This is a genomic window from Spirosoma migulaei (genome assembly GCF_054776855.1).
Window position 1 is genome coordinate 503,922 of sequence record NZ_BAAHBG010000010.1, and the last position, 12,747, is coordinate 516,668.

Here is a 12,747-nt window from a genome sequence, read left to right on the forward strand (position 1 = left end):
GCCTCCGACTTCAATTGAATCGACTGATCAACAGGCAACTTAACTGTATAATCTGTGCCTTCTTTCGTCAGTTTGTGGAAATCGTCGGTCACATCATACTTACCCGTTGGCAGTTTTACACCCAGCCCAACAGCCAGGTTGGCTTTAGGCAGTTTGACTGGATTAACAAGCCAGTAACTTCCAGAAATACGTAGATCACCAATGCCCTCCGAGCCGGTATCAAACCGTTTCTGTTGGGGATTTTGCGCAACGGTATTACCGTAATGTTCGTAGAGGGATGAGCGGTCGTAGTACTGGATTGGTAGGTTGACCGAAAACGACAGCCGCTGGTTCACCATATAAGTGATTCCCAGATCGATAGCATGAGAAACGTTAATCACATTGGTGCCTTGTTCAACACGTTGTTTCTGCTCTACATCGCCCACAAAGTGCTTGTAGGAACGAAAGAACCGATAGCCCGCCGACACCTGCCAGTGGCCGTTACGTTGTTTGAAATAATCGGCAGATCCTGCTGGCGCTGCGCAGCTCATGTGCCGAACCGCCACACAACCTTGTGCCAATGTTGTTGTGTTGGAAACAAGTATATACGCTATCGCTAAACCGATAGTAGAGATTAATTTCATGATTGACGAATGTCTGAGATGGAAAATGAATGCTTTCTCGCACGACCGGTCCTAACAGTAGCCAAGCAGATGCCCTGTTTGTAGACCTACAAACAGAAATCATAAATCAGTTTATCTGGATAGAAAAGGTCGCACAATCGCGTAGCCGGAATACCCAGGGATTGGGTTGGCTATACCATTTTTAGCAGTCCGTAGCTTATTGGTATTGACACTACCCGTCAATTAGTGAGCCAACAACTACACGTTGCTCATGCGACATGGCACGACAATATAGCCAGCATAACTACTGCAAACAGGTCTTGAACGCGATAGAAGGAAATTCACCTCAGGCTTCGGGAGGGGGCGAATGAACGGGCAGGGCGCGGGCTGCAAGTACGAACAGTTGTTCGGGAATACGAATGGCTTCGCGCCAGTTGGGGGTAAGAAAACAAAAAACAGATCGCGGATTAACCGGATATTCTTTTAGCAGAAACTTCAAAAACTTAGTTGCCTTTTCGTGCGAATCGGTAGCACCAGCAACGTGCTTATTCAGGAACGAAAGTAAATCCCCCTGCCAGAATGAACGACTTTGCGATTCCAGACCAGCAATGTGAAGCATATTATCACGAACCTCAATGCTCACGATGGAGTAATAATGCCCATGATAGCTGAACCCATCTGAGGTTGTGCGGGCAATGGTACTTTCATCGAGTTTATCTTTGAGGGGAATCTCAAATTCGACGATGCTATCAACCGACCGATAAACAGAAAGTCGTTCCGAGAGGTCATGTTCTTCCTGCCACCAGGAGCCCACAAACACCAGCACGTAAGCCAGCGTGTGATAGGCGAGTAGCGCAAAGAGACCGATGGAAACTACTTTTTTCAAAATGACGATTGACAGATTTTCTCCAAAAATAATACTAATATTTCAAACAAAACCCATACTGACTAGTTATGAGCTATTTTTTTACAAAACTTTGGCAAAAGCTATGCCATAGTTAGTTAGAATGTATACTATAGCAAAATAATGTCACAGACTGCATCTAACATACTGTTCTGCCTGAATTTAAGGCGTGTATAACCAAACGCCAATTTCCGACAAATCGAAGTTAACCGCCCAGGTTGCCTGCAATAAATGCAGGTAGCGATGGTCTTGCTGCGGATTCCGAATCAGATTTTGGTACATATAGCCCAGCTCAATCTTACCAAACTTGCCCGTATTATAGCCCAGGCCACCATACAGCCAGTTTTCACCGTAAAAACTATTTTTTGAACTGATGGGACTGTTTTGAGCCCCCGTCAGGCACAGAAAAAATTCATTGGAAGCCGACGCATAAAATCCTTTCGTTTTCTGTTTGGGATCATACAGCGGCACATTCACCCCCAATTGATATCGGAACAAGGTAGCATACGACCACTGGTTTGTTTTCATATTCAACGGATAACGCTCCTCGTACCGTAACCGATGCGACAATTTCAGCCGACCCAGCGCGGGAACACCGTGCGTAGCCACTGCCTGTGCCCAAAGGCGGTTTTCGTTAACATGCAGCCCAAACAGATTGTGCTTTACATAGGCATAGCCCAAGCCCACCTGAATAGCAGGGGTGAGCTTATAGCTTAAACTCGGCTGTACATAATATTGAAGGGCCGTTGCTGGATAGTCCTTATCCGCTACAGTTTGATGGAACGCATCAATCGTAGATGACAGGTACAGATTGTACTGAAACTTTTTGCCAATGTTTCCCGATTGCGAGATAGCAGGGAAAAAACCATAGAATGTCCAATCCTGTGCAATACAGCTACAACCAGTCAACAGGAAATACAGCAGGAAAAGAATTCGCATTAGTTTTTAAGTAGCAGGCTTTAGGTAGGCCACTTACCAAATAGTATGCCAATCGCTTCTTAAACAATCGATTCTGTTCGGTTTCATCATGACATACACTCAAAACTGCCGTTACGAAACAGAACCGAATGCAATCAAAACCCCTAATTTTGTGTTAGTATGACACTGCATGATCTACGATAATCACAATCGCCCCATCACTTACCTCCGGCTTGCTGTAACGGACCGTTGCAACCTGCGGTGTTTTTACTGCATGCCCGAAGAAGGCATCAAATACCTGCCTAAACATCAGGTCCTGACCTTTGAGGAAATGGAGCGTATTGTGCAGGTGCTAGCCCGATTAGGGATACAAAAAGTAAGGATTACGGGTGGTGAACCGTTCGTTCGGGCGGGCCTGATGAATTTCCTGCATCGGCTGGCAGCTGTTGACGGGTTGACTGACATTTCCCTGACAACCAACGGCGTATTAACGGCCCCTCATATCGCTGATTTAGCCGCGCTCGGTGTTAAATCGGTTAATCTGAGTCTGGATACCCTCGACCGCGAACGGTTTCGAAAAATTACCCGGCGCGATGAACTACCCGCTGTACTGAAAACACTCGATGCGCTTATATCGGCGGGGATTCAGACCAAAATCAACGCGGTAGTAATGGATGGGCAGAATACGCAGGATTTAATCCCGCTAGCCAATCTGACCCGCAGCCTGCCTGTTGACGTCCGATTTATCGAAGAAATGCCCTTCAACGGCGAAGGAAGCCATTATCCAGTACTTAACTGGACACACAAGCGTATTGTAGACGAAATCCGGTCGCACTTCCCCGATCTAGAGAAACTGCCCGATCCCCCGTTTTCAACCTCGGCCAATTACCAGATTCCGGGTCACCAGGGAACCATCGGCGTCATTGCGGCTTTCAGCCGAACCTTTTGCGGCACCTGTAACCGAATCCGGCTAACTGCCCAGGGAACCCTAAAAACCTGTCTATACGATAACGGTGTGCTGGATGTTCGCGCTTTACTTCGGTCTGGCGCGTCCGACAATGAGCTGACGGCAGCCTTTCTGCAAGCTTTCGCCCATCGTCCACTCAACGGTTTCGAAGCCGAACAACGCAGTGTGCAGGCTGGCGGATCGGTTAGTGAGTCGATGTCCACGATTGGCGGTTAGATCTAATGTAAGAACCAGTAGATAAGGTGTAGTATGCGAAGCCTCACCATCCAGATTTCCCAGCCCTGCCACGAACGGTGGGATGAGATGCAGCCGAACGAACAGGGGCGGTTCTGTGCCAGTTGTCAGAAAACGGTAGTTGATTATACGGCCCTTTCCGATCATGAATTGGTTCGGCTACTCAGTAAAGCGCCAGAAACGAGCTGCGGGCGTTTCCGGAATGAGCAGCTTAATCGTCAACTGGTTGTAGCAAACCCAGGAATTGCCTCTGTCTGGCGGCATTGGGTGGGCTTACTCACAATGGGCTTGTTTGGTTGGCAAACAGCGCGCGCTCAACTTAACCAAGCTCCTAAACCATCGCCATCAACTTCCGTACGGACCGATTTTTCTGTTTCAACGATTTCAGTTCCCGACATTGACGCCGAAAAAAAATGGGTTATCACCGGACGAGTCATGCTCATGGATACAAGCGGAAAGCTGTCGCCTGCATCAGGCGTTACGGTATCTGCGTCCCAATTTGTAGAATATTGGCAAGCTCAGACAGATAGCACTGGGACATTCGAGCTAATCGTGACTTCGCAAAAGCAACTCACGGAACTAACAGTCTGGACATATACCCAAGGCTATCTACCAGGAAAAGCTACGATTCCTGTATCAAACTCAACCTCATCAATTACCCTTAACGATATTATAGTACGTGAACCAAGGCCAATAATGAGGAAGAATATTACCGGAGGTGGGATTTGCCTTGTCAAAACACCTTCTCGCTGGCAAAAGTTAAAGCGTGCGCTGTTTCATTAGAGATCAGGCTTTTCCCTCTTAAAACAAGTTCGCCCCCTGTAGGGGGCGAACTTCGTTTAAATACTAAACATCACAGGCGTATCACCGCCGGAATACCTTCAAAATATTTATTGGTAAACAGTGCATCCACGTCCATTCGTTGAATCAACTCCCCTTTCGCGTCGGTGAGCATCCGGTTGCGGATCATCCAGTTCACAAACGATACCCAGATGGTTCGATGCATGAACCCCCAATTTCCTTCGCCATCTAAGTAATAACCTGATGCCAGTTGCTGGCTCTGCTCCACAAAATTCCGGTTGGATAGCGAGGGGTGATTGGCCGTTTTCATCAGCAAGCGGGCGGATTCATCAGGATTTTTCACTGCATAGCGGAAGCCTGCTGCGGTTACCTCCAGAAACGCCCGTAAGGCATCCGCATTCAGGTCGGCCCACTCCTGGTCGGCAGTTAGTACAGGGTTGTAGCCATAGGGGATTTCGTACTCATCAAAGAGAAACTGGTTCAGGTCAATACCATCAATATCCGCTTTCACGCCCTCCCAGGTAAGCCAGCACCAGGCCGCATCGACCTCACGGGTTACTAACGCCCGCCAGATATTGGCCCAGGGCGATTTATGCGGAATAAACTGGCCCCGTCCATCATCGTTCTGAATCAGTTGCCGGATAATATCTTCTTCATAGCGAGCACCATAGGAGGCATACACCTTACCGTCCAGTTGTTGCGGCCGGTCAATCCCACTTTCTCTCAGGGTCATTATAGCGCTCACATCACGCGCCAGTAACGTAGCTACTGCAATCAACTTAACTCCATTGGTTTGATAGCTGATAACACTTTCGGAGGGGGTAATGGCCAAATGAGCGTCGCTCTGGGCCACCCGACGCGCTGGCGCGGTCTGATAGTTCTCCTGATCAGGCGAAATGAATTCTACATCAAGACCAGCCTGTTTATAAGCCCCTTTTGCCTGGGCAACGTAGAAGCCCGTATGATTGGTGTTAGGAGTCCGGTCAAGCGCTAATTTAATGGTTGTATTCATGGGGTACAGTACTGATACGGCTAGTTTAACAAGTCAGGTTGTATAAGGTTTTCTGCACTCAGTGGGAAATAGCTGATTGCAAGAACTAATGTAAAAAGAAAGAAAACAAAATAGACGCTTAGTATATGACTAAAATAGATTCTGTAGGTGCTAAAGACTCTGTTAAAGCTACTGGACTGGTTACCAGAATCAATAGAATCGATTAGTATCATTAGAATCAACAGCATCCTTATCTAACACTCAGCCTACGAACAGAATTTCATCGGCCAGGGCTTTTTCGTACTTCGCTTTATCAAACCGATATAAATAGGGCGCTTTGTGCGCACCACCGGTTTTACGCTCTTCCAGCCGCTCCAGAATATCATAACCCAGCATTCGTTTCTGGAAATTTCGACGGTCAAGCGATTGGCCCAGAATGGTTTCGTACAGTTGCTGTAAATCAGGCATCGTAAACTTATCGGGTAGCAGGTTATAGCCAATAGGCTGGTAGCTGAGTTGCCGACGTAAGGTTTTGAGTGCCAACGTAATCATACTGTTATGATCAAATAATAACGGAGGAATCTGGTCGATGTCCCACCAGCAACACTCCTCCGTAAAGAAATCGGGGGTAGGGATCGCATTGGCAAACTCGACCAGCGCATAATAACCTACCGACACATCCCGACTAACAAGCTCATGCGTCACATCGTCGGGTAAACCCAGCTTCGCCATCGTTTCCTGTTTACTGAAATTCGTGTACCGCATAACGTCGCCGAAGGTGTGAAATTGTTGCAGGAAAATCTCACGTAAACCTGTCCGTTGCTGTAGGCTCCGATAGGCAGCTGCTTCCAGGCTTTCCTCATGGCGAATTCGACCACCGGGCAAACACCAGTCATTCGTGCCCTTCCAGCGAAGCAACAACACTTTTAGCTGGCCATCGTGAAAACCGAATATCACCAGGTCGAGTGATACCGAGGAAAGAAAATTTGTTTTAAAATCGGTAATGAGTCTTCTCAATTCTTTTTGGTATTCCATATGGAAAATTTAAGAATAAACATAGTGTGTAATTTCAACACAATAAAATAAAATCAGTATCATTGTGTTAAAATTACACATCTATGATGAAACGCCACTTTTTCTCACGGCAATCGTACAAGGCAGTAATTCCACTTTGCATTGGCGCGATTGGACTTCTGGCCTATTCCGTAAGGCCATTGACTGACCCCGGCGACAAGCCCGATGAAAATCGATTTACAAAGGTAGTACTGGCCGAAAAATTAAATGAACCCCTCGAAATGGCCATTCTGCCCGACGAACGCGTTCTTTTTATTGAACGGCATGGGCAGGTACAACTGTACTCCCCCACAACGAAGCAGGTAAAAACCATTGCTTCGATTCCGGTAAGCACGAAATACAAGGATAAGGAAGGAAACGAAACCGAGGCCGAAGATGGCCTGCTGGGCGTAAACCTTGATCCTAACTTCGAGAAAAATCACTGGGTTTATCTGTATTATTCGCCCGCAGGCAACGAGCCCAAAAACATCCTGACCCGCTACGAGCTTCGTGGCGACGAGTTGGTTCTTTCCTCGAAAAAAGTACTGCTCGAAGTAGCCACCCAGCGTGAGCAGTGCTGCCATACCGGTGGCTCGATTGACTGGGACCGGGAAGGCAACCTCTACCTCTCAACCGGCGATAACACTAGCCCGCGCGCTACCTTGTATGCGCCTATTGATGAGCGCCCAGGCCGTGGCCCGTGGGATGCCCAGAAATCATCGGGAAATACGAACGATTTGCGGGGCAAAATTCTACGCATCCACCCCGAAGCCGACGGCACTTACACGATTCCAGAAGGCAATCTATTCCCAAAAGGAACGCCTAAAACCCGCCCGGAAATTTACACGATGGGGCATCGGAACCCCTATCGGATTGCCGTGGATAAACATACTGGCTATCTGTACTGGGGCGATGTTGGTCCCGATGCCGGTGAAGATTCAGTAGGCGTTGGCCCTACCGCTGAGGATGAATACAACCAGGCGAAAAAGGCGGGCAATTTTGGCTGGCCCTATTTTGTGGGGAATAACAAAGCCTATTACGATAAAGATTTTACGACCGGAAAAGGGGGTGCCAAATTCGATCCGGCTCACCCAGTCAACGATTCGCCCAACAACACGGGGTTGAACGACCTCCCTCCTGCCCAACCTGCCATGATCTGGTATCCGGCAGCCGAGAGCAAGCAATTCCCAATTATGGGTACCGGTGGCCGAAGTGCAATGGCTGGCCCGACCTATTACAAAGACGATTTCAAAGGTGCCAAACGCCCTTTCCCGGAGTATTATAACGGTAAAACGTTCCTGTTCGAATGGATGCGCGACATGATCCTAGCCGTCAGTTACGACAGTAAAGGCGACATGACCAGCACGGAGCGCTTCCTGCCCAACATGGCCTTCAGTCACCCCATCGATATGGCTTTCGGCCCGAACGGTGATCTCTATGTATTGGAATATGGTACAGGCTGGTTCCTCAAAAACGACGATTCCCGCCTGGTAAAAATTGAATTCAACGCCGGTAACCGCAAGCCGAACGTACAGGCTTCTGCTAATCAGAAAGCCGGTGCCGTTCCTATGGCGGTGAAATTATCGTCGGAAGGCACCAAAGATTTTGATGGCGATGCGATAACCTATCAGTGGAAAATTTACAACCGGACTGGAGGGTCTAAAGCGGGTGGTCAGCCAACGGTTCTGAACGAGCCAAATCCAACGTTCACGTTCCAGAAGCCAGGTCAGTATAAAGCGATATTAACCGTAACGGATGCCAAAGGCCTCAAGGATTCCCGCGAGGTCGATATTATGGCGGGCAATCAACCGCCTACCGTGGCGCTGGACATCCTGAATGGAAATAAAAGCTTCTACTTCCCCGGTCAACCGATTGCCTATCAGGTTAGTGTGACGGATAAAGAAGATGGCAGTTTGGCGACTGGGAAAATTCTGGCGAAGCAGGTCATGGTGAAAGCCAACTACCAGACTGAAGGATCAGCGCAGAATGTGAGCGAGGCCGAACGCGGCCCGGCCGGGCACAAATTCTCGGAAGCAACGTACTTAGGTGCAGGCCAGGTGCTTATGGAAAAGAGCGACTGTAAAGCCTGCCATTTTGTGGACAAAAAATCAGTTGGGCCAGCCTTCGTTGAGGTAGCCAAACGGTACAAAAGCGACGCGAATGCCGTAGCCAGCCTGTCGAACAAAATCATTAAAGGTGGTGGCGGCTCCTGGGGCGATGCGATCATGACAGCTCACCCACAATTGGGCCAGAATGACGCCAGCGAGATTGTGAAGTATATTCTCACCTTGTCTGATAAGAAAGTAGCTACACCATCGCTGTCAACAAAAGGCACGTATACGCCCGATAAAAATGAGAAAGGTGATCTGGTTTTGCAGGCATCGTACAAAGATAAAGGAGCCAATGGCCTGCCTGCCCAGACCGGTGAACAAGTACTGGTGCTACGCAATCCGCTAATACCACTGGGTACGAGCAACAGCCAATCGAAAGGCGTCACGCTGTTCAAAATGGGCACTCAACCCTACCCGATTGTCATTGTGATGGGCTCGGATACCTATGTGCAATTCAACAAGTTTGACCTGACGGGCGTACGGACGATGGAGTTTGCGGTAGCCGTTCCCAAAGCGCAACTCATGGCCGTTGGTGGACGCATCGAAATACACATCGATTCACCAACGGGGCCATCGCTGGGCCAAACTGAAGAGTTGTTGCCTAACGAAAGCAAAGACCCCGCCGATCTCTTTAAGCCCAGCATTACCAAGGTCACGGTTACGCCAACGACTGGTCAGCACGATTTGTATTTCGTCTTTAAAAACGAAAAAGCGGGCAAATCTCCGCTCTTCGTTCCCGTTACCGTACAGCTTTCTAACTAGTTTAAACCTCACCCCAACCCCTCTCCTGGTTTCAGGAGAGGGGCTTTTCTTCTTGATACCATGACCCAATCACGACGTGATTTTCTGAATCAACTTGGCCTGACAGCCGCCGGTTTGAGCCTGTCATCTGTTTTACCAACGTCAACCTTTGCGGATATGACAGCTAAAAAATTCTCGTTCGACATTTCACTGGCCGAATTCTCGTTTGCGGGCGAACTGATGTCGGGCAAGATGACCAACATGGAATTTCCGGCCCGTACCAAAAACGATTTCGGCATCAATGTGCTCGAATACGTTTCCATGTTTTTCAATAACAAGCACACTGACCAGGCTTATTTGAAAGAACTCAAGCAACGCACCGATGACCTCGGCATGAAAAACAACCTCATCATGGTCGATGGAGCCAATATTGCCGATCTGGATGCTACTAAACGTAAGCAAGCCGTAGAATCTCACTATGCCTGGGTCGATGCGGCCAAGTATTTGGGCTGTAGCTCCATCCGGGTGAACTTGGGTGATACGTCCAAAGCGATGACGGGTGCAGAAGACGACCCCGCAGATGAAGCTGCAAAATCGGCCGCCGACGGGTATCACAAATTGCTGGAATATGCTGCCAAGTCAAAAATGGATGTAATTGTCGAAAACCACTTTGGCAATTCAACCGACATCGACTGGCTGGTTGGGGTTCTAAAACAAGTGAACATGCCCAATGCAGGCTTATTACCTGATTTCGGCAACTTCTGTCGGCAACGCAGCAAGCCCGAAACCAACGATATCAAGGGAATCATGGGCACCAAGTGCATCAAGGAATATGACCGCTACGAAGGCGTGAAGAAAATGATGCCATACGCCAAAGGCATCAGTGCCAAAACCCACAAGTTCGATGCGACTGGCAACGAGACCGAAACCGATTTCCTGAAGATGTTCAAAATCATTAAAGATGCCGGATTCAAAGGCTATGTAGGCATCGAGTATGAAGGCGGCATAATTGGCATGTATAACCCAACCGGCGGCTATTTGCCCACCAACGACGGTATTAAAGCCACGAAAACCCTGCTCGAACGCGTTCGGACAGAGCTTGCTTAAAACATAGAACGCAGATTTGTATGATAGTTATGATTAATCATGATCAGCATAAATCATAACTATCATACAAATCTGCGTTCTATTCAATCAACATATCCAAAATCATGTTTCGTAAATTCGTAAAAATCCTGCTGGGGCTAGTGCTCGTTCTGGTTTTACTGGCAGGTGCATTTGTCGTATTCGGGATGTATGTTACCCGGCAGCTTCCGTGGCAAAAGCCCGTTTTCGATACGGAACGCCCGGCCGATCCGGGTACTGTTGGCCCAAAAGGTGTCCTGATTTTCTCAAAGACAAATGGCTTCCGGCATGAGTCCATCGAGCCGGGGATTGAAGCGCTCAAAAAAGAGGGGAAGGCCAGAGGCTGGGATGTTCGCACGACCGAAAACGGTGCCTTCTTCAATGATGATTACCTGAGCAAATTCAAAACCGTCGTCTTCCTGTCGACCACGGGCGATATTCTGACGCCAGAGCAGGAAAAATCGTTTGAGAAGTTTATTGAAAACGGAGGTGGCTACGTCGGTATTCATGCCGCTTCGGATACCGAATACGGCTGGGATTGGTACGATCATATGCTTGGTACCCACTTCCGTGACCACCCGTTGTATCCTGAACATACACCTGAAGCAGAGGTCATTACCGATGTTCGGAATCACCCAACGACCAAACATTTACCGGCCAAATTCCGCCGAGCCGATGAATGGTATAATTTCAAACAGAGTGTGCGGGGTAAAGACAGTATTCAGGTTCTGCTAACGCTAAACGAAGCGACCTATAAGGCAACCTGGCCCAAAGCGATGGGGGGTGATCACCCGATTTCGTGGACGAACGTCATTGGCAAAGGCCGCGTATTCTACACCGGCATGGGCCATATGAATGAAACCTTCACCGACAAATACGCCATGCCGCATATTGTGGCAGGCATTGAATGGGCCGGGCGGTTTGAATAAAAACGTTTGACGTCTTTAGTTTGAGGTTTGAAGTTGGCTACCGCTGAAAGAACTTCAAACCTCAAACTAAAGACGTCAAACGTTTACGCTAAACTCTGTTCTCGCTTGGCTATGCCGAGTGATAGCTATCAATTCAAGGGCCTCTGGCCCGTTTTTAACTTAATCTGTATTTCTCCGGCCGGAGGCCGTTAAAACAATAGACCTCACTCAGCATAGCCAAGCAAGAACAGAGGTAGCCAACTTCAAACCTCAAACTACAGACGTCAAACCTTTTACCCTACTATCTATTTCCCATCAAAACTCTGGGTCATGTTCCGGTAAAACGTTTTCGTGCTCCACTGACCGCCAGCAATAATGCGTCGGATGGTGTAAAGCGGCATTTGATCGTCGCGTTTGTCGGCGAGGGTGAACGCAGCGGCATAACCGCGTTTCTGAATTTCAGGTAACGCCTGATGATTCCACAAGCCGAAGGGATAGGCAAAATATTTTACGGGTTTCCCGATGATGGTTTCCAGCTTCGCCTTCGGCTCTTCGATCTGAATTTTCCAGTCGTCGCCCTGATATTTCTTCACGTTATGGTGATCCCAGGTATGGGCACCAATCGTATGACCTTTGTCGGACAACTCTTTAATCTGCGCTTTGTCCATGTACGGCTGCTTTCCCCGACGGCCAATAGCGACAGTCATAATGAAAAACGCGCCTTTGAAACCAAGTTTGTCCAGAATGGGTACAGCGGTTTCGTATTGATCGAGATCACCATCATCGAAGGTGAGCATAACCGGTTTTGAGGGCAGCGGTGCGCCGGTTGTCAGGTAAGCGTAGAGTTGATCGGGTAAAATGGTATGGTAACCGCTATCGGCCAGAATCTGCATTTGGTCCTTGAATGCCTGAACGGGAATAATGTAATCTTTTGCGCTTTTCGAATCACTCCCCCGCCAGTCGCGGATTTGGTGATAACACAACACTGGCACCTGTGGACGGGCCAGAATGGTAGCGGCATCCGCAATTTTGTCGGCGGGAATGCTAGATGGATCAGGAACAGGCGCTGCTTTGGCTGTTTCCGCAGTTGAGGCTGGTTTGTCGGTCGCAGCCGCCGTTGTGGAATCAGTTGTCGTCGTGGCTTCGCTGGTAGACGCGCTTTTCGACTGGCAGCCCATCAGGCCATTGGTTACTAAACCAGACAGGCAAAGGGCCGCTGAGAGAAATAGGTTTTTGCGAGTAAACATAGAACATGAATATGGCCCAAACTTAGGAAAAAAGTAGTTGGCCTATAGAATAAAATTAGCAACCAGTCACAAACTGTACTTCCCGCTTTACAAATTTCATACCTTACAATAAGAGGTTCCCTTGTTAATCAGCCAGATACCCAAT

General features: G+C 48.4%; 10 protein-coding genes and 1 pseudogene. 5 read left to right on the plus strand and 6 right to left on the minus strand.

Annotation, left to right across the window (positions count from 1 at the left end; genetic code table 11):
• From ACYVGO_RS12670 to ACYVGO_RS12680, 3 genes and pseudogenes are all read right to left on the minus strand, one after another.
• Window positions 1–623: pseudogene (locus ACYVGO_RS12670) on the minus strand (hypothetical protein); the annotation flags it as partial.
• A gap of 325 nt (window positions 624–948) precedes the next feature.
• Entirely contained in the window at window positions 949–1,488 is a 540-nt protein-coding gene (locus tag ACYVGO_RS12675) for a hypothetical protein (RefSeq protein ID WP_460969580.1), read from the minus strand.
• Between the two features lie 180 nt (window positions 1,489–1,668).
• The gene (locus tag ACYVGO_RS12680) at window positions 1,669–2,445 is read right to left on the minus strand and encodes a DUF2490 domain-containing protein (RefSeq protein ID WP_460969581.1); all 777 of its coding nucleotides are present in this window, start codon (window positions 2,443–2,445) and stop codon (window positions 1,669–1,671) included.
• Window positions 2,446–2,614: 169 nt separating this feature from the next.
• On the opposite strand from ACYVGO_RS12680, the gene moaA reads away from it, so the two are divergent.
• Window positions 2,615–3,607, plus strand: a complete 993-nt coding sequence (gene moaA / locus ACYVGO_RS12685) for a GTP 3',8-cyclase MoaA (protein WP_460969582.1) — start codon at window positions 2,615–2,617, stop codon at window positions 3,605–3,607.
• Window positions 3,608–3,640: 33 nt separating this feature from the next.
• Window positions 3,641–4,408 carry a hypothetical protein gene (locus tag ACYVGO_RS12690; protein WP_460969583.1) on the plus strand — a complete coding sequence of 256 codons (768 nt, stop codon included), beginning with the start codon at window positions 3,641–3,643 and terminating at the stop codon, window positions 4,406–4,408.
• Between the two features lie 70 nt (window positions 4,409–4,478).
• Here the strand turns inward: ACYVGO_RS12690 and ACYVGO_RS12695 are convergent, their stop codons facing one another.
• Window positions 4,479–5,438 carry an ABC transporter substrate-binding protein gene (locus ACYVGO_RS12695; RefSeq protein ID WP_460969584.1) on the minus strand — a complete coding sequence of 320 codons (960 nt, stop codon included), beginning with the start codon at window positions 5,436–5,438 and terminating at the stop codon, window positions 4,479–4,481.
• A gap of 240 nt (window positions 5,439–5,678) precedes the next feature.
• Entirely contained in the window at window positions 5,679–6,452 is a 774-nt protein-coding gene (locus ACYVGO_RS12700) for an NUDIX hydrolase (protein WP_460969585.1), read from the minus strand.
• 83 nt (window positions 6,453–6,535) lie between these two features.
• On the opposite strand from ACYVGO_RS12700, the gene ACYVGO_RS12705 reads away from it, so the two are divergent.
• From ACYVGO_RS12705 to ACYVGO_RS12715, 3 genes are all read left to right on the plus strand, one after another.
• Complete coding sequence (locus tag ACYVGO_RS12705; RefSeq protein ID WP_460969586.1) at window positions 6,536–9,343, plus strand: PQQ-dependent sugar dehydrogenase; 2,808 nt, start codon at window positions 6,536–6,538, stop codon at window positions 9,341–9,343.
• A gap of 60 nt (window positions 9,344–9,403) precedes the next feature.
• Complete coding sequence (locus tag ACYVGO_RS12710) at window positions 9,404–10,429, plus strand: sugar phosphate isomerase/epimerase family protein (protein WP_460969587.1); 1,026 nt, start codon at window positions 9,404–9,406, stop codon at window positions 10,427–10,429.
• A gap of 104 nt (window positions 10,430–10,533) precedes the next feature.
• Window positions 10,534–11,376, plus strand: coding sequence for a ThuA domain-containing protein (locus ACYVGO_RS12715; RefSeq protein WP_460969588.1), 843 nt, complete (start codon window positions 10,534–10,536; stop codon window positions 11,374–11,376).
• Between the two features lie 284 nt (window positions 11,377–11,660).
• Here the strand turns inward: ACYVGO_RS12715 and ACYVGO_RS12720 are convergent, their stop codons facing one another.
• On the minus strand, window positions 11,661–12,602 hold the full coding sequence (locus tag ACYVGO_RS12720) for a polysaccharide deacetylase family protein (RefSeq protein WP_460969589.1): 942 nt from the start codon (window positions 12,600–12,602) through the stop codon (window positions 11,661–11,663).
• Window positions 12,603–12,747 lie beyond the last annotated feature (145 nt).

What these genes read in the sequence shown, in the direction of transcription:
- ACYVGO_RS12695 (WP_460969584.1), bottom strand. Translation starts at nt 5,438, where the DNA reads ATGAATACAACCATTAAATTAGCGCTTGACCGGACTCCTAACACCAAT.
- ACYVGO_RS12720 (WP_460969589.1), bottom strand. Translation starts at nt 12,602, where the DNA reads ATGTTTACTCGCAAAAACCTATTTCTCTCAGCGGCCCTTTGCCTGTCT.
- ACYVGO_RS12680 (WP_460969581.1), bottom strand. Translation starts at nt 2,445, where the DNA reads ATGCGAATTCTTTTCCTGCTGTATTTCCTGTTGACTGGTTGTAGCTGT.
- ACYVGO_RS12705 (WP_460969586.1), top strand. Translation starts at nt 6,536, where the DNA reads ATGATGAAACGCCACTTTTTCTCACGGCAATCGTACAAGGCAGTAATT.
- ACYVGO_RS12715 (WP_460969588.1), top strand. Translation starts at nt 10,534, where the DNA reads ATGTTTCGTAAATTCGTAAAAATCCTGCTGGGGCTAGTGCTCGTTCTG.
- moaA (WP_460969582.1), top strand. Translation starts at nt 2,615, where the DNA reads ATGATCTACGATAATCACAATCGCCCCATCACTTACCTCCGGCTTGCT.
- ACYVGO_RS12710 (WP_460969587.1), top strand. Translation starts at nt 9,404, where the DNA reads ATGACCCAATCACGACGTGATTTTCTGAATCAACTTGGCCTGACAGCC.
- ACYVGO_RS12690 (WP_460969583.1), top strand. Translation starts at nt 3,641, where the DNA reads ATGCGAAGCCTCACCATCCAGATTTCCCAGCCCTGCCACGAACGGTGG.
- ACYVGO_RS12700 (WP_460969585.1), bottom strand. Translation starts at nt 6,452, where the DNA reads ATGGAATACCAAAAAGAATTGAGAAGACTCATTACCGATTTTAAAACA.